Genomic DNA, 26137 nt, shown 5'->3' on the forward strand with positions numbered 1-26137 from the left:
GAAGCGGTTTTTCGCCTTAAAGCGCGGGGGCTGTGACGGTGGGCGCGGGGGCGGCATTTCTCAGCTGTTTCAACTGTGCCTTGATGGGCGCTGTGGCGCACTTGGCGTTGGCCTGCTCGGGCGTCAGCTGGCGCACCGAGGTGTAGAACAGCTCACACGTTTGCTCCTTGCGCGTGACCTGCCACGTATTCAGGCAGGCCTTGAGCAATACATTGGCATCGCTGGCGGGTTTCTGGCCCATGCCGGCTTGCCAGCAGGCGGCGCTCAAGTCTTGGCCCATCACTTTCAAGCCGGCGTCGTCGGCCTTTTGTTCGTCACCGTCATAACTGTCGGGGCTGGCCGCGTACCAAATGTAGCTTGGGTGGTTGGCGCCCAATACCGCGACGGTTTTGCCGGGCTCCGGGCTGATCTGCGCCAGGCTCAGCACGCCCACGGTTTGCCCGTATTGTTGCTTGATCCAGTTACGCACCGGTGCGCCGAAGGCTACCATCGGCAACGCGCCGCCAGGGCGCAGGCTCAGTTCCTTGACCATGCGGGTCTGGTAGTCGGTGAAGTAGCCATAGACGGTTTCCAGATCTTTGCCGGCATTGGACGGCGCAGCGATGGGCGCGATATCGATGATGGTCTGGTACGCCGGCGTTTCCGTGGCCGGTACGCCGTTTTCGCTTAACAAGGTGGCCCAGCGGTCGGTGGTGGCCGATTCCAGGTAATCCTGGGCCTGGGTCAGCGAGTAATCTGGAGGGAAGTGCAACAGCTCGATGCTTTTGCGGTTTTCCAGGGCCATGCCCAGCGGCAGGAACAGGTACCAGTTGTAGGCCCATTTGCCGTCACTGTTGAGCTGGCGGGCACCTTGGTAAGCGAGATCGGCGGTATTGAGCAGCGTGGTCAGCGGCTGGCCGTAGCCCTCTGGCACGCCGCTGAAGGTCGCCGTGACCTGACCGTCGTGGGTCTTCACACTGACCTTGGCCCGGCTGTAACCGTCACGTTGCAGGCTCTGGTTCAAATAGTGTTCGGCGGTCTGCTCCAGTGACCATGGCCGAAAGCAGATCACATTGCAGTTGTTGGGGTACGCGAACAACTGGGTGACGCGCTGCGTGCTGCCCAGTGGCACCTCGATGTCGGCCTGTACGACCGCACTCACCAGCAGTGCGACGAGGGTGAAGGACAGCCTGGTCGGTTTAAACATAAGTCGATTCCTTGTCAGCGAAACCCGTCTGCGCGGGATGAAAGCCCACCTGCACACAGTAGCGGCTGACCAGGAAAATCGCGTGTTAAATCGCCCGGCATGTCGTTATTGGATAAGCCCCTACAGGCTGAACTGCAAGGCATTGCTCAGATCGCCCATGGGCTTCTGGCCGCGCGCGATCATCGCGTCATCGCGTTGCTTGAGGCCGTCCAGGGTCTCCAACTGGAACACGCGCGTGATCAAGCGCAGGATCGATGCCGTGTCGTACACCGTATGGTCCACCGTGCCTTTGCGGGCAAACGGCGACACCACCAGCGCCGGAACCCGCGAGCCCGGGCCCCAGCGGTCACCCTGGGGCGGCGCCACGTGGTCCCACCAGCCGCCGTTTTCATCCACGGTCACCACCACCACCATGTTTTTCCACTGCGGGCTTTCTTGCAGCACCTTCAAGGCGCGGGCGATATGGCGGTCGCCCGAGGCCACATCGGCATAGCCTGCGTGCATGTTCAGGTTGCCCTGGGGTTTGTAGAAACTCACGGCAGGCAGCTTGCCGGCCTGGGCGTCGGCGAAGAACCGGTTGGTGCTCGACTCATCGCCCAAACCGCCGTCGCGCAGGCGCTTGGCACGTTCTGCAGGGTTTTGCGGCCCTTGCTGCTTGAAGTAATTGAACGGCTGGTGGTGGTACTGGAAATTCGGAATCTTGGGGATGCCGCCGGAGTCCTTGAACTGCTCCAGGGTGGCTTGCCACGCACCGGCGTACCAGGCCCAGTCGATGTTCTTTTTCGACAGCTTGTCGCCAATATGCTCGTGGGTTTGCGGCACCAGCACATTGGGCAGGTCGGGCTTGGAATAATCCGGGTTTTGCGGGTCGCGGATCCAGGTGGGCCAGTAGGGTGGGGCCAGGGTGTTTACGCCGTAACCATCGGGAGTCAGCGCGCTGGGGCCAAATTGTGGCGGGCCGGTCATGGCGCTGGCCGGGGAGGTGTCCAAGGGCTTGAGGCGTGTGCCGCTGGGGTCATCGCTTTGCAGCGTGGCGATCTGTGCCTTGGCCACCGACTGCGCGGCATTGGGATAAAACGGCGCGGTGGCGCTGATCAGGTACTGGTGGTTAAGGAACGAGCCGCCAAACGCGCCCTGGAAGAAGTTATCGCACAGCACGAACTCCTTGGCCACGTCCCACAGGCGCAGGGCATAACGGCTCTGGGCGTAATGGCCCATCACCAGCCCACCGGAATCGCCCCAGGCGACAAAACCATCATTCTTGCCGCCGTTGATCTGCATCTGGTTCTGGTAGAACACGTGCCATAGGTCGCGTGTCACCAGGCTCAATGGCAAGTCTTCGCCCTGCGGGCCTTTGAGGGCGAAGGGGGCGTTGGGCAGGTTTTGCTGGAATTGCACTTCGCTTGGGTAGGTCACTCCGTCCACCGTTTGCGGCCCGACCTGCAACACACCGCCCCAGCTCGGTGGCAGGGCAGACAATACGCTGCCATCGCGGTCGCGCTGCTGGAAGTCCTTGGCGGTTAACGCCGATAGCGGTTTTTCCACTCCGGGGAAATCTGCGAACAGGTTATTGAAGCTGCGGTTCTCGGCGTAAATCACCACCACGGTCTTCACCTGCTCGCGCAATGCCTTATCCAACTCCTGGGGCGTGAGCGGCCGGGTCACGGGTGGGCTCGGTGCTTCGCTGGTATTGCCGCAGGCACTCAAAGTCGCACCCACCCCCAACACCGCCGCACCACCTAGGAAGCGCCGGCGGCTGGTGTCTACCGTCGGTTGGATGGCGGAATCGGAGGAGGGAAGGTCTTCGTGCTCATCACTCATTGCGGGGGAGTCCTTGGCGAGATGTTGCAAGATATTTCGCAGGACGGTAGCAACGGAATGTGACGGAACAAAGACAGGTTTAAGAGCGCTACAAAACAAACTGTGGGAGCGGGCTTGCTCGCGAATGCGGTGGATCAGTTAATGAATCCGCTGACTGACACTCCGCATTCGCGAGCAAGCCCGCTCCCACACCGACCCCTTTTAAGGCATCACAGGCGGCATATACTTCAACGTCGTCCCCAACGCCCACAGCAAAAACAACACCAGCGGCGTATGCACCAGCAACTGCACAAACGAAAACCCGATCAAATCCCGCGCCTTCAGCCCCAGCACACCCAGCAACGGCAACATATAAAACGGGTTGATCAAGTTCGGCAGTGCCTCGGCGGCGTTGTAGATCTGCACCGCCCAGCCCAGGTGGTATTGCAGGTCATTGGCCACTTGCATCACGTACGGCGCTTCGATGATCCACTTGCCGCCACCCGAGGGGATGAAGAAACCCAGCACCGCCGAGTACACACCCATCAGCAGGGCGTAGGTGTCGTGGGAGGCGATGGAGGTGAAGAACGTCGAGATGTGGTGCGCCAAGGTCTGGCCGTCGCCGCCCTTGACCACCGTCATCAGTGCGGCGATCGAACCGTACAGCGGAAACTGGATCAGCACGCCGGTGGTGGTCGGCACCGCACGGGCCACGGCATCGAGGAAGCTGCGCGGGCGCCAGTGCAGCAGCGCGCCAACCATGATGAACAGGAAGTTATAGGTGTTGAGCCCCGAGATAGCGCTGATCGCCGGCTTGGTCGAGAACTCATGGAACAGCCAGCCGGCCGCCAGCAACGCCAGCAGAATGGTCAGCAATGGGCTGTGTTCCAGCCATTCACCCGGGCGCGTCGGCGCTTGCGGCTTGGGCAGGTTGAAGGCCGGGTCAATGCCGCAGGCCTTGGCATCCCGGGCGCTGTTGGGGCCAGGTGCGGTGGCGTAGGCGATGATCAGCGACACCACGATCAGCGCCAGCAACAGCACGCCGGATTGCCACAGGAAAATGGTCTCGGTGAACGGGATCATCCCGGTGATCGACAGGATCGACGGCGGCAAGCTGGCCGGGTTGGCCTGCAACTGCGCGGCCGACGACGACAGCCCCAGCGCCCAAACGGCCCCAAGGCCCAGGTACGCTGCTGCCCCAGCGGCGCGGTAGTCCATGCGCAAGTCCGTGCGCCGGGCCAATGCCCTTACCAGCAAACCGCCGAATACCAGGGACAGGCCCCAGTTAAGCAACGACGCCACCATGGAAATCAACGCCACCCAGGCCACGGCCGAACGGCCATTCTTGGGAATGCGCGCCAGGCGGTCGATCAACTTCACCGCGGGCGGTGAGCTGGCGACCACGTAACCGCCGATCACCACAAAGGCCATCTGCATGGTGAACGGGATCAGGCTCCAGAACCCATCGCCAAATGCCTTGGCCGCTTCGGCCGGTGCGGCGCCCATGCCCAGGGTCGCCACGGCGACGATGATCACGGCGAGGGCGGCAAACACCCAGGAGTCAGGAAACCAGCGCTCGGCGAAGTTGGAGCAACGCAGTGCAAATCGGGCATAGCGGCTGTCTTCGATAGCATCGGCCACGAGTCTTTCCTCTTGTAGTTATTATGGGGTTTGGCAGTTTTACGGCATGTTCCTCTAAGCCCATTGATTTGGGAATGTAGTTATCTTCAACGATCAATGAGTAAAACAAATATATCCGTCGCGATTGCCATCGATGGGCTCAGCTCATAACCTGCACGCCATTTTGTTTGTCTGCCGAGCCTGCACATGACTGCCACCTTTTCCCCACGGGCGCAGCGTTTTTCCCGCTCCGACTACAAAACCCTGGGCCTGGCCGCCCTCGGCGGCGCCCTGGAAATCTACGACTTCATTATCTTCGTGTTCTTTGCGCTGACCCTCAGCCAACTGTTCTTCCCCCCAGAAATGCCCGAGTGGCTGCGCCTGCTGCAAAGCTTCGGCATCTTCGTCACCGGTTACCTCGCCCGCCCACTGGGCGGCATCCTGATGGCACACTTCGCCGACCACCTGGGGCGCAAGCGCGTCTTCAGCCTGAGCATCCTGATGATGGCCTTGCCCTGCCTGCTGATCGGCATCATGCCGACCTACGCGCAAATCGGCTATTTCGCCCCGCTGATCCTGCTGGCGCTGCGCGTGCTGCAAGGCGCAGCGGTGGGCGGCGAAGTGCCCAGCGCCTGGACCTTCGTCGCCGAGCACGCACCGCGTCATCATCGTGGCTACGCCTTGGGCTTTTTGCAGGCCGGCCTGACCTTCGGTTACCTGCTGGGGGCGCTGACCGCCACCTTGCTCGCGCAAGTCTTCACCCCGGCCGAAATCCTCGACTACGCCTGGCGCTTCCCCTTCCTGCTCGGCGGCGTGTTCGGCGTGATCGGCGTATGGCTGCGCCGCTGGCTCAGCGAAACCCCGGTGTTCCTGGAAATGCAGGCGCGCCGCCAGGCCGCCGCCGAAATGCCCTTGCGCACCGTGCTGCGCGACCATCGCGCCGTGCTGCTGCCGGCGATGATCCTCACCTGTGTGCTGACGTCTGCCGTGGTGGTGCTGGTGGTCATCACCCCGACCATGATGCAGAAAACCTTCGGCATGAGCCCCAGCCACACCTTCGCCCTGAGCGCCCTGGGCATCGTCTTCCTGAATATCGGCTGCGTCCTCGCCGGCCTGCTGGTGGACCGCATCGGCGCGTGGCGCGCGGTATTGGTCTACAGCCTGTTGCTGCCGGTGGGCATTGCCCTGCTGTACGCCAGCCTGATCGCCGGCGGCGTGTGGCTCGGCGCGGCGTACGCCGTGGCGGGCCTGAGCTGCGGCGTGGTGGGGGCGGTGCCGTCGGTGATGGTCGGGCTGTTTCCGGCGCAGGTACGGGTATCAGGCATTTCCTTCACCTACAACATTGCCTATGCGTTGTGGGCGAGCACCACTCCGTTGCTGCTGATCGCGCTGATGCCAACCAGCCCTTGGATCTGTGTGGGGTATTGCGTAGTGATGGGGGCGGTGGGGGTGGCGAGTGTGGCGCTGTTTGGCAAGCGCCACGCTATAGACGCTGTTACAAATGGCACCTGGGGCCATTAATTGACGGGTAGGTAGGTCGCTCCTATAGTCACGTCCATTCTTGACGAACACATTTACCCTATGTCCCAGACTGCCTATATCAACTCTGCAATCCTGTCCTGGTCTCGCCAGCGGGCGGGGCTGTCTCAAGAGCAGGTTGCTAAAGGTCTGATGGTCAAATTGGAAAAGCTGAAGGAGTGGGAGGATGGTCAGAGCCTTCCCTCTTTCAACCAGGCGCAAAAGTGGGCTGCACTTGTGCATGTGCCTTTTGGCTATCTCTTTCTCAGTACGCCCCCGCCCGAGCAACTTCCTCTTCCCGACCTGCGGACCGTGGGTGGCGTTTTTCCAGACAAGCCAAGTTTGAACCTGATGGACACCGTAAGGGACGTGCTCCGTAAACAGGACTGGTACTTGGAATACCTGCAGGATCATGAGCGTTCTGCTCTGTCCTTCGTAGGAAGTTTCAGTATCCGTTCGCCAATAAAAGAAGTGGTTGCAGATATTCGGCGCGTACTTGGCGTGGCGGATTCTTTTGCCCGAATGAGTTATGAAGACTATGTGAGGGCGCTGGTCAGCGGCGCGGAAGAGGCCGGGATTCTTGTAATGCGCAGTGGTGTTGCCTTAGGCAATACCCATCGGAAACTTGATGTCAGTGAATTCCGGGGATTTGCGGTCAGCCATCCTATGGCTCCCGTGGTTTTCATCAATAGCGCGGACGCGCCCACGGCACGTCTTTTTACATTGATGCATGAACTGGCGCATATCTGGATTGGTAGCACGGGCGTATCTGATGGCAGCAGTCAAGGCGCTCGTCAGGAGGAGGCCTTTTGTAATGCGGTGGCAGGGGAGTTTCTTGCGCCGGAGGATGATTTTCGGGCGCACTGGAATTCGGCTCTTCATTGGGAAGAAAACCTGGCGCCGTTGGCCGGACGCTTCCGTGTCAGCACATTGGTAATTGCCCGTCGTGCCCGTGATCTTGGCCACATCAGTAGTGAACAATACGGCGCTTACTACCGTCGGGTCCTGCAAGAGTATCGAGATAAAGGCGGCAGTGGCGGGGATTACTACCGCGTAGCGGCTATCAGGAACAGCACCCGGTTGAGCAAGGCTGTTCTTGCAGAAGCGCAGAGCGGGCGGATTTTGCTGCGAGATGCTGGGAAACTGCTGGGTGTGCAGCCGGCCAAGTTGAAGACTTACGGGATGAAGCTATCGGCATGAAGCATCTATTGGATTCGAATACGTTGATCGAGGCCAAAAATCGCTATTACGGTATGACGATTTGCCCAGGTTATTGGGCATGGATACTTCAGCAGCATCAAGCTTTGGAAATTGCCAGTATTGTCCCCGTCAGGGACGAGTTGGCTAAAGGCAATGACGAGTTGACCCAATGGGTGAAAGGTAATGCCAGCCTGTTTGAAGATTCGAATGATCAACGGACTCAAGCGGCCTATGGGAATATTGTCTCAAGAATTGCCCAGCAAGTACCGGTGATGAAAGTCGGTGCTTTAGAAGAGTTTCTTGAGGGCGCAGATGCTTGGTTGATAGCCAAGGCAATGGCTACAGGCGCCGTGGTTGTTACGCATGAAGTTTATAACCCTGACATCAAGCGTAAATTCACCATTCCCAATGTGTGCTCATTGTTTGACGTGCCTTACATGAATACTTTTGAATTGCTCGGTAAACTCGACGCGCGCTTCGTCTTGCATCACTGATAATTGAGGGGAGGAAAGTCTCCCCTCGATATGACACTCAAGTCAAAAAGTGCCAAAGCACCAGGGTACCCACCAACCCCACCACCGAAACAATCGTCTGCAACACCGACCACACCCAAATCGTCTGTTTCAACTGCAAGCCAAAGTACTCACGCACCATCCAGAACCCGGCGTCGTTGACGTGGCAGAAGAACACCGAGCCGGCGCCGATAGCCAGGGCGACCAATGAGCTTTGCGTTGCCGCCAACCCGGCCATCATCGGCGCGAGGATCCCGGCGGTCGTGGTGGTGGCGACGGTGGCCGAGCCGGTGGCTTGGCGCAGGGCCACAGCGATCAGCCAGGCCAGCAGCAGGTAGGGCATGTGTGCGCCTTCGGCGACCTTGCTGATGGTCTGGCTGACGCCGGCGTCCAGCAGGGTTTGCTTGAGGCCGCCGCCGGCGCCGATGGTCAGCAGCAGTACGGCGATGGGCGCCAGCGCTTTGCGCAGGGTGTTGCCGACGTCGGCGCGTGGCATGCCCGCCGCCCAACCCAGGCAAACCACCGCGGCGATCACCGCCAGGCCGAGGGCAACCAGCGGTTCACCGAGAAATTTCAAGCTCAGGGCGAGGGTGCTTTCCGGCGCCAGCGCGACTTTGGCCAAGGTGCTGCCGAGCATCAGGATCACCGGCAACAGAATGATCAGCAACGACACACCAAAGCTCGGCTGGCGCGGGGCCTTGGGCGGTGCGCTGAACAGCGCGCCGATATCGGCCGGTTCATCCACGTGCAGGCGCTTGGACAGCCAGTTGCCATACAGCGGCCCGGCCAGGATCACGGCCGGCACCGCCAGGCAAAAACCCAGCAACATGGTCAGGCCCAGGTCGGCGTGCAATGCGCCCACGGCAATCAGCGGCCCCGGATGCGGCGGCATCAGGGCGTGCAAGGTGGTCATGCCCGCCAGTGCCGGGATGGCGATTTTCAGCAACGGCTGGTTCGAACGCTTGGCCATCACAAAGATGATCGGCACCATCATCACCAGGCCCACTTCGAAGAACAGCGGCAGGCCGATGACCATGGCGACCAGCGCCATCACCCAGGGCAATGACTTGCCTTTGCCCAGCCCGAGCAACGTGGTGGCGATACGGTCGGCCGCGCCGGATTCGGCCATCAGCGCGCCGAGCATCGCACCCAGGGCAATGATGATCCCGGCTTCCCCCAGAATCGCCCCGGCGCCTTTGCTGAACGCCTTGGCCACTTCTTCCGGCGGCAGGCCGGCGCCGACCCCGGCGATAAATGTGCCGATCAGAATCGACAGAAAGGGCGGCAGTTTGGTCGCGCTGATCAGCACAATGATGCTGGCGATCGCCAACAGCACGCAGAACATGAGGCGGGTGTCGTGAACCATCCACGCGGCAGTCGATAACTCCAAGACGGGACTCCTTATCGAGCAGGTTGGCTAATATGTTTCTTTTTGTTTCAGCCTGAAAAGCATACCTGATAGCGCTCCCCCAACGCGTGCATGGGCGATTTTGGTGCGTTCGAAAGTAACGACGCTCTGGCGCGCAGATGACAATTTTGCAAACCATGCCCGTGGATCTGGCCTATAGCTCTATGATCCGCCCCATCCCAACCCACGAGGACATTTCATGAGCGCAGGACACAGCCACGCCCAAGTACGCGCCGGCCACGAACGCAAGTTATGGATCGCCCTGGGGCTCACCGGCAGCTTCATGCTCGCCGAAGTGATCGGCGCCTTTGTCACCGGCAGCCTGGCGCTGTTGTCCGATGCGGCGCACATGATGACCGACGCCCTGGCCCTGGCAATTTCCCTGGTGGCGATTCAGGTCGCCAAGCGCCCGGCGGATCGCAAGCGCACCTTCGGTTATGCGCGGTTCGAGATCCTCGCAGCCGCCTTTAACGCATTACTGCTGTTCGCCGTGGCGTTCTACATCTTGTACGAGGCTTACCAACGGCTGCAGGCGCCTGCCGAAATCCAGTCCACCGGCATGCTGGTGATTGCGCTGCTGGGGCTGGTGGTCAACCTGATCTCCATGCGTTTGCTCAGCGCGGCCAGTGGCGAGAGCCTTAACGTCAAGGGCGCCTACCTGGAAGTCTGGAGTGACATGCTGGGCTCCGTCGGCGTGATCATTGCCGCGCTGGTGATCATGTTCACCGGTTGGGGTTGGGTCGATTCCGTGGTCGCGGCCGCCATTGGTTTTTGGGTGTTACCGCGCACTTGGACGTTGCTCAAGGCGAGCATGAATATCCTGCTGCAAGGTGTGCCGGAGGGTGTGAACATCGAGCAGGTGGAGCAGGGCATTCGCAGCGTGCCGGGGGTCAAGGACGTGCACGACCTGCACATCTGGGCCCTCACCAGTGGCAAGAACGTGCTGAGTACGCACCTGGTCGCGGATGCGTCCCAAGGCAGCGAGCAACAGATCCTCAGCCGAGTGACGGAGTTACTGCACGAACAATTCGATATTTCCCACGCCACGATCCAAGTGGAGGGCGAGGGATTCACGCACGACGAGCATGACGAGGTGCATGCCTGAGCCTGGCTAACGGATTTGTAATCTTTCGCCCACGGCCCTGATAAGTACCGAAAGCTACATTGCCCCCGCTGGGAAACCTCAGCGACTTCATGGGCGTGGAACTCTCGTTATGGCAATTTTTGTTAGAACACTGTTGGGGGCGGCGGCATTGGCCTTGTGGATATCCGCAAACGCCGCCCAGGCACAACCCCTCACCCTCGATGCAGCCTTGCAAACCGCCTTCGCCAACAACCCGGACCTGGCGGCCGCACAATGGGAAATCGACATCGCCCAGGGCGGTCGCCAACAGGCCGGCCTGATCCCCAACCCGGTGGCCTCCTGGGACGCCGAAGACACCCGCCGCAACAGCCGCACCACCAGCATCAAGCTCAGCCAGACCCTGGAACTGGGCGGCAAGCGCGGTGCACGCATCGAAGTGGCCAGCCGTGCCCAAGATGCCGCCGCGCTGACCCTGGAGCAGCGTCGCAACCAGTTGCGCGCCGAGGTCATCGACAGCTACTACGGCGCCTTGCGCGCCCAGGAACGCCTCGACCTGGCGCAACGCTCCATGACGCTTGCCGAACGCGGCCTGGTGGTCGCCAACGGGCGCGTCACCGCCGGCAAGTCGTCACCCGTGGAGGCCACTCGCGCCCAGGTGCAGGTGTCGGAAATCCGCCTGGAATTGAACCGCGCCCAGATCGGCCTCACTGACGCCTACCGTCGCCTCGCCACCAGCACCGGCAGCGCCGCCACCGACTTCCAGGCCGTCGCTGCGCCAAGCACCTTGGTACCGGCGTTACCCGCCGCCGCGCCATTGCTGGCACGCCTTGAGCAAACCGCGGAATTGCGCCTGGCCGAACTCAATATTGTGCAGAACGAAGCCAGCGTGGGCCTGGAAAAAGCCCAGCGCATTCCGGACCTGGATGTGTCCATCGGCAGCCAATACGACGCCAGCGTGCGCGAACGGGTAAACCTGGTGGGCGTGTCGATGCCGATCCCGCTGTTCAACCGCAACCAGGGCAACATCCTCGCGGCCACTCGACGCGCCGACCAGGCCCGCGACCTGCGCAACGCCGCCGAACTGCGCCTGCGCACCGAAACCCGCCAGGCCCTGGACCTGTGGCAAACCGCGAATACCGAAGTGCGCGCGTTCAACCAGCAGATCCTGCCCGCCGCACAAAGTGCGGTAGACAGCGCCACCCGTGGCTTCGAGATGGGCAAGTTCAACTTCCTCGACGTGCTCGACGCCCAGCGCACCTTGATCGCGGCTCGCACCCAATACCTCGCGGCGACCGCCCAGGCCACCGAGGCCTGGGTACGCATCGAACGCATTTACGGCGACCTCGCCCGCTTTTGATTTTTCCTGGAGTCTCCTGATGAACAAAAAACATGGCATGGCGCTCGCCGTCGCCCTGGGCCTGATGCTATCGGGCTTCGCCCACGCCGAGGAAGAAGAAGGCAAGCTCGAACTCACCGAGCAGCAGATTCAAGCCGCCGGCATCCAGTTGGCCCAGGCGCAACCGCGCGCCATCAGCACCGTGCTGACGCTGCCGGGCGAGGTGCGTTTTGATGAAGACCGTACCTCTCACATCGTGCCCCGCGCAGCGGGTGTGGTGGAGGCGGTGAAGGTCAACCTGGGCCAGTCGGTGAAGAAGGGCGAACTGTTGGCGGTGATCGCCAGCCAGCAGATTTCCGACCAGCGCAGCGAATTGGCCGCCAGCGAGCGCCGGGTCGAACTGGCGCGCACCACCTTCCAGCGCGAGCGTCAGTTGTGGCAGGACAAAATCTCTGCCGAACAGGATTACCTGCTGGCGCGGCAAACCCTGCAAGAAGCCGAAATCGCCCTGAACAATGCGCGGCAAAAGATGACTGCGCTCAGCGGCAGCGCGGTATTGGCCGGCGGCAATCGTTATGAACTGCGTGCGCCTTTCGCCGGTGTGGTGGTGGAAAAACACTTGGGGGTGGGCGAGGTGGTCAGTGAAACCAGTAATGCGTTCACCCTCTCGGACCTGTCCCAGGTGTGGGTCACCTTCGGCGTGTTTCCCAAGGACTTGAACAAGGTGCGCGTGGGCAAACCGGTGAAAGTCAGCTCGACGGAAATGGGCACCGAAGTACTGGGCACCGTGGCCTATGTGGGCAACTTGCTCGGTGAGCAGACGCGCACCGCTACCGTGCGCGTGACGGTGCCCAACCCCGACGACGCCTGGCGCCCGGGCTTGTTCGTGGCCGTGCAAGTGGCCACCGATACCTACCAGGCCAAGGTGACCGTGCCGCAAACCGCGATCCAGACCGTCGAGGACAAACCCTCGGTGTTTGTGCGCACCGCGGACGGTTTTATCACTCGCCATCTTGAACTGGGCGTCAGTGAAAACGGCTACGTCGAAGTGCGCAAAGGCCTGGAGGCCGGCGCGCAGGTGGCGACGGCTGGCAGCTTCATCCTCAAGTCCGAACTGGGCAAAGGCTCGGCCGAACACGCCCATTGATCCTGCGAGTGATTCCCCATGTTTGAGCGCCTTATCCAATTCGCCATCGAGCAACGCATTGTCGTGCTGCTGGCGGTGCTGTTGATGGCCGGTGTCGGCATCGCCAGCTATCAGAAACTGCCCATCGACGCAGTGCCCGATATCACCAACGTGCAGGTGCAGATCAACTCGGCGGCGGCCGGTTTTTCGCCGCTGGAAACCGAGCAGCGCATCACCTTTCCCATCGAGACGGCCATGGCCGGCCTGCCGGGCCTGCAGCAGACGCGTTCGTTGTCGCGTTCCGGCTTGTCCCAGGTCACGGTGATTTTCAAGGACGGCACCGATCTGTTCTTTGCCCGCCAATTGGTCAACGAGCGCCTGCAAGTGGCCCGTGAGCAATTGCCCGACGGCATCGAAACCGCGATGGGGCCGATTTCCACCGGCCTTGGGGAAATTTTCCTGTGGACCGTCGAAGCCGAGGACGGTGTGCTCAAAGAGGACGGCACGCCCTACACACCCACCGACTTGCGGGTGATCCAAGACTGGATCATTAAACCGCAATTGCGCAACGTGCCGGGCGTGGCCGAGATCAATACCATCGGCGGCTTCGCCAAGGAATACCAGATTGCGCCAGACCCCAAGCGCCTGGCCGCTTACAACCTGACCCTCAACGATCTGGTCACGGCGCTGGAGCGTAACAACGCCAACGTCGGCGCCGGCTATATCGAGCGCAGCGGCGAACAGTTGTTGATCCGCGCACCGGGCCAGGTGGCGTCTATCGACGACATCGCCAACATTGTCATCACCACCTCGGACGGCACGCCGATCCGCGTGCGCAATGTGGCCCAGGTCGACATTGGCCGCGAGCTGCGCACTGGCGCGGCCACCGAAAATGGCCGTGAAGTGGTGCTGGGCACGGTGTTCATGTTGATCGGTGAGAACAGCCGCAGCGTGTCCCAGGCAGTGGCGAAAAAGCTTGAGGAGATCAACCGCTCGCTTCCCGACGGCGTGGTAGCGGTCACCGTCTATGACCGCACCAACCTGGTGGAAAAAGCCATCGCCACCGTGAAGAAAAACCTCTTCGAAGGTGCGTTGCTGGTGGTGGCGGTGTTGTTCCTGTTTTTGGGCAACATCCGTGCGGCGCTGATCACGGCGATGGTGATTCCGCTGGCGATGCTGTTCACCTTCACCGGCATGTTCACCAACAAAGTCAGCGCCAACTTGATGAGCCTCGGTGCGCTGGACTTCGGCATTATCGTTGATGGCGCGGTGGTGATCGTCGAGAACGCCATCCGCCGGCTGGCCCATGCGCAGCACCGCCATGGTCGGTTGCTAACGCGCAGTGAGCGCCTGCACGAAGTGTTTGCCGCGGCCAAAGAGGCGCGACGCGCGTTGATCTTCGGGCAGTTGATCATCATGGTGGTGTACCTGCCGATCTTCGCCCTCACGGGTGTGGCCGGGAAGATGTTCCACCCCATGGCATTCACCGTGGTGATTGCCTTGCTCGGCGCAATGATTCTGTCGGTGACCTTCGTACCGGCGGCGATTGCGTTGTTCGTCACCGGCAAGGTCAAGGAAGAAGAAAACTTCGTCATGCGCAGTGCGCGCCGGGTGTATGACCCGGTGCTCAACTGGGTGATGGTGCGTCGGCCCCTGGTGTTCGGCCTGGCCGCACTGACTATCGTCGTCTCGGGCCTGGTTGCCAGCCGCATGGGCAGTGAATTTATCCCCAGCCTCAGCGAGGGCGACTTTGCCCAACAGGCGCTGCGTGTGCCCGGTACCAGCCTGACCCAGTCGGTGCAGATGCAGCAGCAACTGGAAAAAACCTTGCTGGCCCAAGTGCCGGAAATCGAGCGGGTGTTTGCGCGCACCGGTACGGCGGAAATTGCCTCCGACCCGATGCCGCCGAATATTTCCGACAGCTACGTGATGCTCAAACCCAAGGACCAATGGCCAGACCCGAAGAAGTCCCGCGAGGCAATCATCGCCGATATCCAACGGGCCAGCGCGATTGTGCCGGGCAGCGTGTATGAGCTGTCGCAGCCGATCCAGTTGCGCTTCAACGAACTGATTTCCGGGGTGCGCAGCGACGTGGCGGTGAAGGTGTTCGGCGATGATATGGCGGTGCTCAACCAGACTGCCGGGGAAATCGCCGAGACCTTGCAGAAGCTCAACGGCGCCTCGGAAGTGAAGGTCGAACAGACCTCCGGCCTGCCGGTGCTGACCATCAATATCGACCGCGACAAGGCCGCTCGCTTTGGCCTGAATGTGGGCGATGTGCAGGACACCATCGCCGTCGCGGTCGGTGGGCGCCAGGCGGGTACGTTGTACGAGGGCGATCGGCGTTTTGACATGGTGGTGCGCTTGTCCGACACGTTGCGCACCGATATCGACGGCTTGTCACGCCTGTTGATTCCGGTGCCGGCGCTGGCGAGTAGTACCTCGGGGCAGTTGGGCTTTATCGCCTTGTCCCAGGTTGCCAGCCTTGACCTGGTGCTGGGCCCCAATCAGATCAGCCGCGAGAACGGCAAACGCCTGGTGATCGTCAGCGCCAACGTGCGGGGGCGCGATATCGGCTCGTTTGTCGAAGAGGCCGAGGCCGCCATCGCCACCCAGGTGAAAGTCCCCGCCGGTTACTGGACCACTTGGGGCGGTCAGTTCGAACAGTTGAAGGAGGCTTCTGACCGCTTGCGCATCGTGGTGCCGGTGGCGTTGCTGCTGGTGTTCGGCTTGCTGTTCATGATGTTCAACAACCTCAAGGATGGGCTGCTGGTGTTTACCGGCATCCCCTTCGCGCTCACCGGCGGGATCATGGCGCTGTGGCTGCGCGATATCCCGTTGTCGATTTCGGCGGGGGTGGGCTTTATCGCCTTGTCAGGTGTGGCGGTGCTCAACGGCCTGGTGATGATCGCCTTCATCCGAAACCTGCGCGAGGAAGGCCGCTCGTTATCGGTGGCGATCCACGAAGGCGCGTTGACGCGCCTGCGCCCGGTGTTGATGACTGCGCTGGTGGCGTCCCTAGGGTTTATCCCCATGGCACTCGCCACCGGCACCGGCGCTGAAGTACAACGCCCGTTGGCGACGGTGGTGATTGGCGGGATTATTTCCTCGACCTTGCTGACATTACTGGTGCTGCCGGCGTTGTACCAATGGGCTCATCGCCGCGATGAAGAGGCCGCCTGATACTTTGAGAACGCCGCAAAATAAAGGCTTGCCCTAATACCTGTAGGAGCGAGCTTGCTCGCGAAAAACTCATAGGCGCCGCGTTTATTCAGGAAACACGCGTTATCGTTGACGTTTTTCGCGAGCAAGCTCGCTCCTACAGAGCGCAAGCCCCTTGGGGAAACACCAGGCTGAACCGCGTAAAACGCCCAGGCTGGCTGGTGACATGAGCATGCCCCTGATGCAAATGCATGATCGACTTCACAATGGCCAAGCCCAACCCGGTGCCGCCCTCGGCGCGGGTACGACTGCTATCGGCGCGGTAGAAACGTTCGAACAGGTGCGGCAGGTGGTGCGCTTCAATACCTCGCCCAGGGTTGCCCACCGACAGCGATACGCTCTGCTCGTAGGTCTCCACCAACAGCAACACGGTGGAGGCCTCGGGTGTGTGGCGAATGGCATTGGAGAGCAAATTGGAAATCGCCCGCTGAATCATCAGCCGGTCTCCCGTCACCCAGGCATCGCCGCGCAGGCTCAGGGTCACGTGTTTGTCTTCGGCACTCAGGGCGAACAACTCCATCACGCGCTGGGCTTCCTGCGCCAGGGACACCTCGGTGAATGAGGCCCGCGCCGCCGGGTGGCTGACCTGCGCCAGAAACAGCATGTCGCTGACAATCCGCGCCAGGCGTTCGAGCTCTTCGGTGTTGGATTCCAGCACTGCCTTGTATTCCTGCGGCGGGCGCTGGCGCGACAGGGTCAACTGGGCCTTGCCCATCAGGTTGGTCAAGGGCGCACGTAGTTCGTGGGCCAGGTCATCGGAGAATTGCGAGAGTTGCTGCACCCCGGCATCCAGGCGGTCGAGCATCACGTTGATGCCGTGGGCCAGTTCACCCAGTTCGTGGGGCAGGTTGTCTACGGATAAGCGATGGGTGAGGTCTTGGGTGGTGACTTTCGCCGCCACCTGGCTGAACTGCTTCAACGGTGCCAGGCCGCGTTGCACCAGCCACCAGGCGCCCATGCCAATCAGTATCAACAGCAGCGGCAGCGCAATCAGCGTGGCGCGCAGGTAGGCACTGAGCAGCGCCTGGTCGTCCATCCGGTCCAGGGACAGCAGCACCCGCACGCGCTCACCGCTGGCCAGGCGCATCAGGCTGGAGGCACTGAGTATCTGGTTGCCGTAGCTGTCGACCCAATTGAGGTAGCCCAGGGTTTCCCGTGGCTTGAAGTCGGTGAGCAGTGGTTCCTGGGGCTTGCTGCCGACGTTGAGCAGCACGCTGTTATCGGGTGCGGTGCCGACGATGGTCAGGTGGAAGTTGTCGTGGCCCATCACCAGGTCCATCAGCGAGTGCGGGCGGGCGCGAATACCATGGGCGTCCAGGCCCAGGGCCAGGCTGTGCTGAATCTGCTCCATCTTGCTTTCCAGGTTCTTGCGCGCGAGTTTTTCCAGCTCATGGGTGAGGGCCAGGTAGGCCAGGGTCGCCAGCAGCAACACCAGGCCCGCGCCCATCAGGCTGACCGTGAGGCCCAGGCGCATCGACAGACTGCCGGTCTTCATGGGCGCGCCTCAAGCACATAGCCCACGCCACGAATGGTGTGGATCAGCTTGACCTCGCTCTGGTCATCGACCTTGGCGCGCAGGCGGCTGATGGAGACTTCCACCACATTGGTGTCGCAGTCGAAATTCATGTCCCACACCAGGGAAATAATCTGCGTGCGGGTCAGCACTTCGCCGGCCTGGCGCATCAGTACTTGCAGCAGGGCGAACTCCTTGGTGGTCAGGTCGATGCGCCGGGTGCCGCGATAAGCGCGGTGGCGGCGCGGGTCCAGTTCCAGGTCCGAGACGCGGAACACTTCCGGCTGTGGAATGTGCTCGCTGCGGCGCATCAGGGTGCGCACGCGGGCGAGCAGTTCGGGAAACTCGAACGGCTTGACCAGGTAATCGTCGGCGCCCATGTCCAGGCCCTTGATCTTGTCAGCCAGCCGGCCACGGGCGGTGAGCATCATCACGCGCTGGGTACCATTGCGGCGCAATTCTTCCAGCACTTGCCAGCCATCCTTGCCCGGCAGGTTGACGTCCAGAATCACCAGTTCATAGGCGTGTTGCCCGGCCAGGTGCAGGCCGTCGATGCCATTGGCGGCGCAGTCGACCACGTAGCCACTTTCATTCAGGCCCTGTTGCAGGTAGTCGGCGGTTTTCTGCTCGTCTTCAACCACAAGAATACGCATGGGGGGTTACCTCTTGAATTAGGGGAGAGAAGGCGCCTATTTCCCTATGGCGGCGGTTTCGGAAGTGGGAAAAGTCTGAAGGCTGAAGTAACTCTAGGGTCAACTGCGACCGTCGGTCGCATGCACCGCAGGCAAAAAAAACGCCCCAAGCGGGGCGTTAAAAATTCATCTCTTTCCAAAGGAGCTACACAAAAGCTTCAGAGATGAATGTGCTCGGGTGAATAAGTTGAAGCGAGTATAGAAAGCTCAACTTAACGGGAAGCTGAGGCCAATATTACAATTTTGATAACCGGCTATTTGTGAACAGATGTTAGTTAATCGCGAGCGAATGTAAGGGCTACAGCACGGCCAATGGGTATTCGGCAATAAAACGAACTTCTTCCAGGTCTGATTCGAACGCACTGGAGCGCACCGTGGCTTGGCGCAAGCGCAGGGACAAGTCCTTCAAACGCCCACTTTGCACCACGTACTTGGCTTCGATATCCCGTTCCCAGCGGCGTTGATCGGTCAAGGGGTTGCCCGCTGCATCGCGGCGCATATACACGGCATTGGCGTTGCTGTAGTCGGCGCCGGTGCCTTTGCCGTAGCGGGTCATGAACGACAGGCCGGGAATGCCGAACGCCTGCATGTCCAGGTCGTAGCGCACCATCCATGAGCGCTCCTTGGGGGCGTTGAAATCGCTGTACTGGATCGAGTTATTGAGGAAGATCGAGTCTGATTGGCGCAGGTAGTCGAAATCATCGTCGCCGTTGTTACGCTGGTGCGATACGGCCACGCTGTGGGCACCGACCTTGACCCCGAGCCTGGCGCTCCAGATGTTGTTGTCGAACTCACCGAGCCGTTTCTGGCCTTCGTCCACGGCCTTGTAATAGTTGAAGTCGCCGAACAGCGACACGTCGTCGGTCAACGCGTAATTGGCATTGCTGCCCAAGTAGTACTGGTCCCAGGCGTCCTTCAAACGGCTGCTGTAAAGGCTGAAACCCAGGTGGCTGTTGAGTTGGTAGTCACCGCCGAAGTAGGCGATCCAAGGCGAGTCGACCTTGCCGGCATAGAAGGTGGCAAAGCCTTTGTTCATGCCGCTTTCACTGGGCTGGCTCATGCCGCTCAGGCGTCCGCCTTGCAGGCTCAAGCCTTCCACGCTGGTGTTTTGCAGGGTGACGCCGCGAAAGCTCTCGGGCAACAAGCGAGAGTCGCCGTAGGCCACCACGGGGGTGAGTGGGAACACGTCGCCGGCTTTGATCACCGTGTCCAGCACGCGCACTTTTGCCGCGCCGCCGACTTTGCTGTAGCTGTTTTCCGGCTGGTTGTCGCTGTTTACCGGCAGCACGCCGAACGAGCCTTTGCCGCCGCTGCGGCCGCTGCCCGAGTCAAGCGTCAGGCCGTACATGGCGAACGCGTCCAGGCCAAAACCCACGGTGCCCTGGGTAAAACCGGATTCGAATTTACCGATAAAGCCCTGGGCCCAGGCTTCGGAATAACCATTGCCGGTGGGGCTGGACTGGCCTTTGCGGTCATCGCGGTTGAAGTAAAAATTGCGCGCCAGCACGTTGATGCGGCTGCCCTCGATAAAACCCTCGGGCTTGTCCTCCACCGCCATGGCGGCCATGGGCAGTGCAGCCATCAGTGAAAAGGGAAGGGTGTAATGACGAATGCTCATGATGCGCTCCTCGGTGATGGCAGTTATCGGCTTCTTATAGAGGCGGGCGTTTTTATTGATCTGGCCCTGGTTGATAGTTGCAAATGGCGGATAACAACTGCATGGCTTGCACATTACAATTCTGGAAACTAACGGCCATCTAACAAATAAGTAATGTTCTGGTGAACCTGGCGTCAGGGTTCACTGGTTACTCTCGACACTGAACTTTCCAGTCGAGGAACCTGTGATGAACTTTTATAAATTAGGCTTGGGTGTGTTAACCGCAGTCTTGTCATTTGGCGCACTGGCCGAAGGGGGTGGGGATCGCACCTTTGCCCTGATGATGGAGCGCAATGAGAAAGCCATGGCCGCCTACGCCATCAAAAAAGGCAAGCCGGTGCCCGAGGTGCAGGCCTACCGCTATGGCATGGACCTGGACATTGCCAAGGTCGTCAACGTGACGCCGCCGATCCGTTCGTGCAACGCCGTGCCGTCGCGCATGACCTACGAAGACTCCAGCGGCAAGCTCAATACCCTGGAATATCAGGTCATGGGCGTATGCCGTAACAATGGCGGTTGAAAATATAGTTGGGCCCAGGGCTCAAGCGCTCTTCAGAAAACCCCGGCAGCGCCGATGCAGGTTAGAACACCCACCTCACTTGCCTAACGGTGCCCCATGTTCAACACCCGCCTGAAGCAAGAGCTGACCGCTCTGCGCGAAGAATTGTCGAGCTTGCTCCAGGTGAAAGAGAGCCTGGAAAGCGAAATGCTCTGCCTGACCCTGGACCCTGAAGGCCGCGTGGAGTGGGCCAATGCCAACTTCCTGCAGGAACTGGCTTATTCACTCGGCGAGATTGTCGGGCGCGCAATCGAAGACCTGGTGCCGGCCCATGTGCGCCAGGACGAGTTCCAACTGCGCTTCAAGCAGGCGCTGGCCCGCGGCGAACACTTTGCCGGCGCCGTACGCCTGATGCGTGGCAATGGCAAAGAGGCCTGGTTGCGCTCAATCGTGCAGCCGGTGCGCAGTTCGGAGGGGCGCATCAGGCAGTTTTCGATGTTCTCCAGCGACCTTACCCGCACCATCGAGAGCTCGCGTGAACATGAAAACCTCATCACTGCGTTGATGCGTTCTACCGCGTTGATCGAGTTCGACCTGGAAGGGCATGTGCTCACCGCCAATGACCGCTTCCTCGGCGCCATGGGTTACAGCCTGGCGCAGATCGAAGGCAAGCATCACCGTATGTTCTGTGAACCGCAGGAATACAACAGTGCCGAATACCAACAGTTCTGGAAGCGCCTGAACGCTGGTGAGTTCGTCGCCGCGCGTTTCAAACGTGTGGACAGCCACGGCCGCCTGGTGTGGTTGGAGGCCACCTACAACCCGGTGGTGGATGCCAATGAGCGGCTGTACAAAGTGGTCAAGTTCGCCACGGTCATTACCGAGCAGGTCAACCGCGAGCAGGCGGTGGCCGAGGCCGCCAATATCGCCTACAGCACCTCTTTGCAAACCGACGACAGCGCCCAGCGCGGCACCACCGTGGTCACCCAGGCCGTGGACGTGATGCGCGACCTGGCCCAGCACATGCAGCAAGCCGGCGAAGGCATCGAGGCGTTGAATGCCCAGTCCCAAGTGATTGGCAGCATCGTCAAGACCATCAGCGGCATCGCCGAGCAAACCAACCTGCTGGCGCTCAACGCCGCCATCGAAGCGGCGCGTGCCGGGGAGCAGGGGCGTGGCTTTGCGGTGGTGGCCGACGAAGTGCGGCAACTGGCGTCACGCACCAGCAAAGCCACCGAGGAAATCGTCGGTGTGGTGCGCCAGAACCAGGACATGGCCCGCGACGCGGTGGCCTTGATGGCCGACGGTCGTGCGCAAGCCGAGCAGGGCCTGGCCCTGGCGGCCGAGGCGGGCACAGTGATCGTCGAGATTCAAGACGGTGCGCAAAAAGTGGTGAGTGCGGTCGGGCAGTTTGCGAATCAGCTGTCGAGCTGACCTGTCGGGCTTGTGCTTGAGGTATCGTAGGTCTTTTCTCGCTTGCAGAGCTGATCGACCATGAGCCCTACGTTCCGTCGCCCCGTCCCACTGTCCAAGGCTTACCGTTTGCTCAACCACGGGCCGACCGTGTTGGTGAGCGCAGCCCACAACGGCCAGCGCAATATCATGGCCGCTGCCTGGGCCATGCCGCTGGATTTCGAACCGCCGAAAGTCGCGGTGGTGCTCGACAAGGCCACCTGGACTCGCCAGCTACTGGAAGGCTCCGGCACCTTTGTGCTGCAAGTGCCTTGTGTTGCGCAGGCTGATCTGGTGCAGACGGTGGGCAATACCCGCGGCGTTGAAACCGACAAGTTCGCGGCCTACGGCTTGCACAGCTTCAGCGGTGAGCACACCGAGGCGCCGATGCTGGAAGGCTGTGTGGCCTGGTTGGAGTGCCGCTTGCTGCCCGAGCCGCATAATCAGCAGGCCTATGACCTGTTCCTGGGCGAAGTGGTCGCGGCCTATGCTGATGAGCGGGTATTCAGTGAGGGCCACTGGCATTTTGAAGGGCATGATGAACTGCGCACGTTGCACCATGTGGCGGGTGGGAATTTTCTGGCCATTGGCCAACCGGTTGTCGGGCGTCAGCTCTGACTGAGGCGGCATGTCCGAGTTAAGCGAACGCATGTTCAAAGCAACGAAGATCAAATGTGGGAGCTGGCTTGCCTGCGATGACGGCCTCACAGCCGGCCGCTATCTATCTGACGCCCCGCGATCAAACTGTGGGAGCGGGCTTGCTCGCGAAGGCGGCCTGACAGTCAACACAGTTGGACCGGGTACATATCCGTTATTTAGGTAACGGCCACTTAGGGTTCCGCCCTGACGGCGGGTCACTTTGGAAAAGCCCCAAAGTAACCAAAGGGCTCTTGCCCCACCACTCGGCACCTCGCCTAGGCTCGGTGTGCCCGTAATCCGCCAGTGATTTGGGGGGCCGCCGCCACGCGCCATCCATGGCGCGGGGCGGCTAAACCGGCATCCCTGCCGGTTTACCCCCAAATCCCTGTCGAATTCCGGCCAGCGTGGTTTAACGGGGCGCTTGAGATCAAGATCAAGAGCAGATCAAGAGCGGCTCGCTTCGCATCGTGGTTACAGGCGAGCCAGCTCCCACATGGGGGTTGTGGTGTCTTCAGGTTCGTGGCATGCACTCGATGGTGCGGTTTACCACGGTTTTGGCCATCTCCAGCAGGTGCCATGCGGCGTGGATTCGGGCGCGGTCGTGGGGTTGGAGGTGATCACAACAGTCCCACACCGTGGCCGATGCGCTGTTGATCAGATGGGAAATGTAGAGTTGAGCGTCTTCGAAGCTGAGCTCTTCATTGACGACGAGGCAATCCATGGGTGGATCGGGAAGTGCTTTGGTCATGGTGTAACTCCTATTAACTCAAAGGAGCCGACCCCGTCGCGACTAAACGTTGGGTGGCGGCTGTACGCAGGTTAGTCGACCGGCAAATAGGCAAAGTCCGGCGCACCCTAGGGCGCCCTGCGCACAGCCACCATAAAACCTCATGGAGGACCATGCGCCTATTAAATCCGGGCGACTAAACCCGATCACTGAAAAAAGCAGTGACGGGCCGAAGACTAGCCATCGATTCCAACAGGCACAAGGCGGCGGGGATTGTCTCGGAAACGTCCTGCAATTTAAAGGGACACGGCTTGCTGGCCCTTTACAAACCATGACCAAATGCCAGTAACACGACCACATCCAACTGTGGGAGCTGGCTTGCCTGCGATGGCATCAATAGGGTGTGCCTGATACACCAAGGTGTCTGCATCGCAGGCAAGCCAGCTCCCACAGTTTGAACGTATTCCAACCCAGCACTCAGCGTCCGAGCATTTTCACCCAACGCGACGGCGGCATGCCGTAGGTACTGCGAAATTGGCGGGTCATGTGGCTTTGGTCGGTGAAGCCTGCGGTCATGGCCGCATCCACCAACGATTGGCCTTGGGCCAATAAGTGGCGCACCAGGTCCAGCCGGCGCATGGTCAGGTAGCGGTAGGGGCTGGTGCCGAACAGCACGCGAAAATCCCGCGATAACGCCCAGCGGTCGCGGCCGGCGTGGTCGGCAATTTCATCCAGGGTGATGCTGCGGCCCAGGGCGCTGTGGATGAATTCACGGGCGCGTTCGGCTGCGATGTAGTCGAAGGATTTACGGTGGATGATGGCCCCGGACGCAGCGCTCAGCGCCTGGGCCAGGTCGAACAGGGCGTCTTGCTCTTGCATCGGGTCTATCGGGCAATCCAGGCTTTGCAGCAACACTTCGCTGGCGCGGTGCAGCCGTGGGTCGGTGGACAAGCCGCCGGGGATAAATGGCAATGGCTGCCCACCGAGGATCTGCTGGATCAGCGCCGGCTCCACGTAAATCATCCGGTACTTGAAACCTTCTTCGCTGCCGGCACGGCCGTCATGGGTTTCATCCGGGTGGATCACCATGGTGGTGCCGGGCAGGCTGTGGGTGGTGCCGCCGCGATAATGAAAGCTCTGCACGCCGAACAACGTGCGCCCGATGGCGTAGGTGTCATGGCGGTGGGGGTCGAAAGCGAAGCCGGCAAAGTACGCCTCGATACGGTCCAAGCCACTGGCGTGGGGCGCGCGGTGCAGCCAGTCGAGGGAGTGGGTGGGGTTGCCCATGGTGACTTGTCACAAAAGGAGGTGGAAACACGTTAACTGAGTCTGCACCGGTTGTCTGCCGGGGTCTTGTACGATTGTGCAGGTGCTGGGCAATGCACATCGGGTAGCGAATCGCTGACCACCCGTGGTAAGAAGCCTTACTTTCAACAGTGAGGCCGGTTATGAGTAAGGTGCGGGTAGGTATTATTTTTGGTGGGCGTTCGGCGGAGCATGAGGTCTCGCTGCAATCGGCGCGCAACGTTGTCGATGCCCTTGATCGCTCACGCTTCGAGCCGGTTTTGATCGGTATCGACAAGGCCGGCCACTGGCACCTCAATGACACCTCCAATTTCCTGCTCAACCAGGAAAACCCGGCGCTCATCGCGCTCAACCAGTCCAACCGTGAATTGGCCGTGGTGCCCGGCAAGGCCAGCCAGCAAGTGGTGGAAACCTCCGGCCAGGGCTTGCTGGAACACATCGATGTGATCTTCCCGATTGTCCACGGCACCCTCGGCGAAGACGGCTGCCTGCAAGGCTTGCTGCGTATGGCCGACTTGCCCTTCGTCGGCTCCGACGTGCTCGGCTCAGCGGTGTGCATGGACAAAGACATCAGCAAGCGCCTGCTGCGTGACGCGGGTATTGCGGTCACGCCGTTCATCACCCTCACGCGCGGTAACGCGGCGCGCACCTCGTTCGAAACGGCCGCTGGCAAGCTCGGTGTGCCGATGTTCGTCAAGCCCGCCAACCAGGGTTCGTCGGTGGGGGTTAGCAAAGTCAGTGACGAAACCGAATACCACGCTGCCGTTGAGCTGGCGTTGGGGTTTGATGAAAAAGTGCTGGTGGAGTCCGCCGTGCAGGGCCGCGAAATCGAATGCGCCGTGCTGGGTAATGACCAGCCCATCGCCAGCGGTTGTGGCGAGATCGTGGTGAGCAGCGGTTTCTATTCCTACGACAGCAAATACATCGACGGCCAGGCCGCCCAAGTGGTGGTGCCGGCGGCGATCAGTCATGAAGCCAGCGAGCGGATCCGCAGCCTGGCCATTGAGGCGTTTGAAGTGCTGGGCTGCGCCGGGTTGGCGCGGGTGGATGTGTTCCTGACGCAGGACGGCGAAGTGCTGATCAACGAGATCAACTCACTGCCCGGTTTTACCCGCATCAGCATGTACCCCAAGCTGTGGCAGGCGGCGGGCATGAGCTACAGCGAGCTGGTCAGCCGGTTGATCGAGCTGGCGCTGGAGCGGCATGCGGGGCGTAAGGGGTTGAAGATCAGCCGCCAGTGATTGGCCCGCACCAGTAACGCCATCAGGCGTTACTGAGCACTTCGCGAAAAACGTCCGGCCTTATGGCCGCAATATGCAGTAGCGAACGTGCTGCTCCGGAAGGTGCGCGACGCCCTTGTTCCCATTCTTGAAGGGTTCTTACTGACACGCCCAGAAGCTCGGCAAATTTGGGTTGTGAGAGCCCTGTCTTGCTTCTTGCTTCGGCAGCCTGAGTGACCTCAACGTGCTGCACAGCACCGTAACGTCCCGCTTTGACATCCTGAATGGCTGTCAGTAGTTCTTCGCCTATATTGCGTTTGGCGTCACGTTCCTTTCTTTATCAGTGAGTGGCATGGTTCATTTCCTTTGCGATTTTGTACAGGATATGTGCCGGAATATTCTCCGTGGCGCTCTTGCCGTA

General features: G+C 60.8%; 20 protein-coding genes and 2 pseudogenes. 12 read left to right on the plus strand and 10 right to left on the minus strand.

Features of this window, described 5'->3' with window-relative positions:
• Positions 1-16 precede the first annotated feature (16 nt).
• The 3 genes from ACWHXD_RS03415 to ACWHXD_RS03425 form a co-directional block, all read right to left on the minus strand.
• Positions 17-1186: a hypothetical protein gene (locus ACWHXD_RS03415; protein ID WP_032893709.1), complete on the minus strand. Its 1170-nt coding sequence runs from the start codon at positions 1184-1186 to the stop codon at positions 17-19.
• Between the two features lie 120 nt (positions 1187-1306).
• Complete coding sequence (locus ACWHXD_RS03420; RefSeq protein WP_138761224.1) at positions 1307-3007, minus strand: acid phosphatase; 1701 nt, start codon at positions 3005-3007, stop codon at positions 1307-1309.
• Positions 3008-3208: 201 nt separating this feature from the next.
• Positions 3209-4627: a short-chain fatty acid transporter gene (locus ACWHXD_RS03425; protein WP_138761225.1), complete on the minus strand. Its 1419-nt coding sequence runs from the start codon at positions 4625-4627 to the stop codon at positions 3209-3211.
• A 186-nt stretch (positions 4628-4813) separates the two neighbouring features.
• On the opposite strand from ACWHXD_RS03425, the gene ACWHXD_RS03430 reads away from it, so the two are divergent.
• The 3 genes from ACWHXD_RS03430 to ACWHXD_RS03440 are packed head-to-tail and all read left to right on the plus strand — an operon-like array spanning position 4814 to position 7818.
• Complete coding sequence (locus ACWHXD_RS03430) at positions 4814-6127, plus strand: MFS transporter (RefSeq protein WP_044271261.1); 1314 nt, start codon at positions 4814-4816, stop codon at positions 6125-6127.
• Positions 6128-6187: 60 nt separating this feature from the next.
• A complete protein-coding gene (locus ACWHXD_RS03435) occupies positions 6188-7324 on the plus strand; it encodes an XRE family transcriptional regulator (protein ID WP_138761226.1) in 1137 nt (378 codons plus the stop codon).
• The gene (locus ACWHXD_RS03440; protein WP_044271266.1) at positions 7321-7818 is read left to right on the plus strand and encodes a DUF4411 family protein; all 498 of its coding nucleotides are present in this window, start codon (positions 7321-7323) and stop codon (positions 7816-7818) included. The genes ACWHXD_RS03435 and ACWHXD_RS03440 overlap by 4 nt, the downstream gene beginning before the upstream one ends.
• 37 nt (positions 7819-7855) lie before the next feature.
• Here ACWHXD_RS03440 and ACWHXD_RS03445 read toward each other — a convergent pair whose 3' ends face one another.
• Positions 7856-9226, minus strand: coding sequence for a GntT/GntP/DsdX family permease (locus tag ACWHXD_RS03445; RefSeq protein ID WP_138761227.1), 1371 nt, complete (start codon positions 9224-9226; stop codon positions 7856-7858).
• 217 nt (positions 9227-9443) lie between these two features.
• Between ACWHXD_RS03445 and ACWHXD_RS03450 the strand changes: the two genes are divergently transcribed.
• The 4 genes from ACWHXD_RS03450 to ACWHXD_RS03465 all read left to right on the plus strand — a co-directional run bounded on the left by ACWHXD_RS03450 (position 9444) and on the right by ACWHXD_RS03465 (position 15973).
• Positions 9444-10349, plus strand: a complete 906-nt coding sequence (locus ACWHXD_RS03450; protein ID WP_138761228.1) for a cation diffusion facilitator family transporter — start codon at positions 9444-9446, stop codon at positions 10347-10349.
• 109 nt (positions 10350-10458) lie between these two features.
• Positions 10459-11685 (plus strand): TolC family protein, encoded by a 1227-nt coding sequence (locus ACWHXD_RS03455; RefSeq protein ID WP_138761229.1) that lies wholly within the window; start codon positions 10459-10461, stop codon positions 11683-11685.
• Positions 11686-11704: 19 nt separating this feature from the next.
• Positions 11705-12811: an efflux RND transporter periplasmic adaptor subunit gene (locus ACWHXD_RS03460; RefSeq protein WP_098949645.1), complete on the plus strand. Its 1107-nt coding sequence runs from the start codon at positions 11705-11707 to the stop codon at positions 12809-12811.
• A gap of 18 nt (positions 12812-12829) precedes the next feature.
• Complete coding sequence (locus ACWHXD_RS03465) at positions 12830-15973, plus strand: CusA/CzcA family heavy metal efflux RND transporter (protein ID WP_098949644.1); 3144 nt, start codon at positions 12830-12832, stop codon at positions 15971-15973.
• A 136-nt stretch (positions 15974-16109) separates the two neighbouring features.
• Here ACWHXD_RS03465 and ACWHXD_RS03470 read toward each other — a convergent pair whose 3' ends face one another.
• The 3 genes from ACWHXD_RS03470 to ACWHXD_RS03480 form a co-directional block, all read right to left on the minus strand.
• Positions 16110-17507: a heavy metal sensor histidine kinase gene (locus ACWHXD_RS03470; protein WP_186608463.1), complete on the minus strand. Its 1398-nt coding sequence runs from the start codon at positions 17505-17507 to the stop codon at positions 16110-16112.
• Entirely contained in the window at positions 17504-18178 is a 675-nt protein-coding gene (locus ACWHXD_RS03475; RefSeq protein WP_032893695.1) for a heavy metal response regulator transcription factor, read from the minus strand. Before ACWHXD_RS03475 ends, ACWHXD_RS03470 begins: the two co-directional genes overlap by 4 nt.
• Positions 18179-18515: 337 nt before the next feature.
• Positions 18516-19835, minus strand: a complete 1320-nt coding sequence (locus ACWHXD_RS03480; protein ID WP_032893694.1) for an OprD family porin — start codon at positions 19833-19835, stop codon at positions 18516-18518.
• A gap of 226 nt (positions 19836-20061) precedes the next feature.
• Here ACWHXD_RS03480 and ACWHXD_RS03485 point away from each other — a divergent pair, with 226 nt between their 5' ends.
• The 4 genes and pseudogenes from ACWHXD_RS03485 (at position 20062) to ACWHXD_RS03500 (ending at position 22443) form a co-directional block, all read left to right on the plus strand.
• A complete protein-coding gene (locus ACWHXD_RS03485; RefSeq protein ID WP_044271288.1) occupies positions 20062-20394 on the plus strand; it encodes a DUF2790 domain-containing protein in 333 nt (110 codons plus the stop codon).
• 186 nt (positions 20395-20580) lie between these two features.
• A pseudogene (locus ACWHXD_RS03490) lies at positions 20581-21267 on the plus strand (PAS domain-containing protein); the annotation flags it as partial.
• Between the two features lie 108 nt (positions 21268-21375).
• A pseudogene (locus ACWHXD_RS03495) lies at positions 21376-21807 on the plus strand (methyl-accepting chemotaxis protein); the annotation flags it as partial.
• A 60-nt stretch (positions 21808-21867) separates the two neighbouring features.
• A complete protein-coding gene (locus ACWHXD_RS03500) occupies positions 21868-22443 on the plus strand; it encodes a flavin reductase family protein (protein ID WP_138761232.1) in 576 nt (191 codons plus the stop codon).
• Positions 22444-22975: 532 nt separating this feature from the next.
• On the opposite strand, the gene ACWHXD_RS03505 is transcribed toward ACWHXD_RS03500, so the two are convergent.
• Complete coding sequence (locus ACWHXD_RS03505) at positions 22976-23212, minus strand: hypothetical protein (protein WP_003188310.1); 237 nt, start codon at positions 23210-23212, stop codon at positions 22976-22978.
• 456 nt (positions 23213-23668) lie between these two features.
• The gene (locus ACWHXD_RS03510) at positions 23669-24478 is read right to left on the minus strand and encodes an AraC family transcriptional regulator (protein ID WP_138761233.1); all 810 of its coding nucleotides are present in this window, start codon (positions 24476-24478) and stop codon (positions 23669-23671) included.
• A 161-nt stretch (positions 24479-24639) separates the two neighbouring features.
• Between ACWHXD_RS03510 and ddlA the strand changes: the two genes are divergently transcribed.
• Positions 24640-25737, plus strand: a complete 1098-nt coding sequence (gene ddlA, locus ACWHXD_RS03515; RefSeq protein ID WP_138761234.1) for a D-alanine--D-alanine ligase — start codon at positions 24640-24642, stop codon at positions 25735-25737.
• Positions 25738-25759: 22 nt separating this feature from the next.
• On the opposite strand, the gene ACWHXD_RS03520 is transcribed toward ddlA, so the two are convergent.
• The gene (locus tag ACWHXD_RS03520; RefSeq protein WP_138761446.1) at positions 25760-26026 is read right to left on the minus strand and encodes a helix-turn-helix domain-containing protein; all 267 of its coding nucleotides are present in this window, start codon (positions 26024-26026) and stop codon (positions 25760-25762) included.
• Positions 26027-26137: the final 111 nt, after the last annotated feature.

This window comes from Pseudomonas fjordensis, assembly GCF_976987115.1.

Bases quoted from the DNA above. Each gene is read 5' to 3' on its own strand.
- ACWHXD_RS03485 (WP_044271288.1), top strand. From the start codon at position 20,062: ATGAACTTTTATAAATTAGGCTTGGGTGTGTTAACCGCAGTCTTGTCA.
- ACWHXD_RS03465 (WP_098949644.1), top strand. From the start codon at position 12,830: ATGTTTGAGCGCCTTATCCAATTCGCCATCGAGCAACGCATTGTCGTG.
- ACWHXD_RS03470 (WP_186608463.1), bottom strand. From the start codon at position 17,507: ATGAAGACCGGCAGTCTGTCGATGCGCCTGGGCCTCACGGTCAGCCTG.
- ACWHXD_RS03455 (WP_138761229.1), top strand. From the start codon at position 10,459: ATGGCAATTTTTGTTAGAACACTGTTGGGGGCGGCGGCATTGGCCTTG.
- ACWHXD_RS03505 (WP_003188310.1), bottom strand. From the start codon at position 23,212: ATGACCAAAGCACTTCCCGATCCACCCATGGATTGCCTCGTCGTCAAT.
- ACWHXD_RS03500 (WP_138761232.1), top strand. From the start codon at position 21,868: ATGAGCCCTACGTTCCGTCGCCCCGTCCCACTGTCCAAGGCTTACCGT.
- ACWHXD_RS03450 (WP_138761228.1), top strand. From the start codon at position 9,444: ATGAGCGCAGGACACAGCCACGCCCAAGTACGCGCCGGCCACGAACGC.
- ACWHXD_RS03475 (WP_032893695.1), bottom strand. From the start codon at position 18,178: ATGCGTATTCTTGTGGTTGAAGACGAGCAGAAAACCGCCGACTACCTG.
- ACWHXD_RS03510 (WP_138761233.1), bottom strand. From the start codon at position 24,478: ATGGGCAACCCCACCCACTCCCTCGACTGGCTGCACCGCGCGCCCCAC.
- ddlA (WP_138761234.1), top strand. From the start codon at position 24,640: ATGAGTAAGGTGCGGGTAGGTATTATTTTTGGTGGGCGTTCGGCGGAG.
- ACWHXD_RS03415 (WP_032893709.1), bottom strand. From the start codon at position 1,186: ATGTTTAAACCGACCAGGCTGTCCTTCACCCTCGTCGCACTGCTGGTG.
- ACWHXD_RS03480 (WP_032893694.1), bottom strand. From the start codon at position 19,835: ATGAGCATTCGTCATTACACCCTTCCCTTTTCACTGATGGCTGCACTG.
- ACWHXD_RS03460 (WP_098949645.1), top strand. From the start codon at position 11,705: ATGAACAAAAAACATGGCATGGCGCTCGCCGTCGCCCTGGGCCTGATG.
- ACWHXD_RS03435 (WP_138761226.1), top strand. From the start codon at position 6,188: ATGTCCCAGACTGCCTATATCAACTCTGCAATCCTGTCCTGGTCTCGC.
- ACWHXD_RS03430 (WP_044271261.1), top strand. From the start codon at position 4,814: ATGACTGCCACCTTTTCCCCACGGGCGCAGCGTTTTTCCCGCTCCGAC.
- ACWHXD_RS03420 (WP_138761224.1), bottom strand. From the start codon at position 3,007: ATGAGTGATGAGCACGAAGACCTTCCCTCCTCCGATTCCGCCATCCAA.
- ACWHXD_RS03440 (WP_044271266.1), top strand. From the start codon at position 7,321: ATGAAGCATCTATTGGATTCGAATACGTTGATCGAGGCCAAAAATCGC.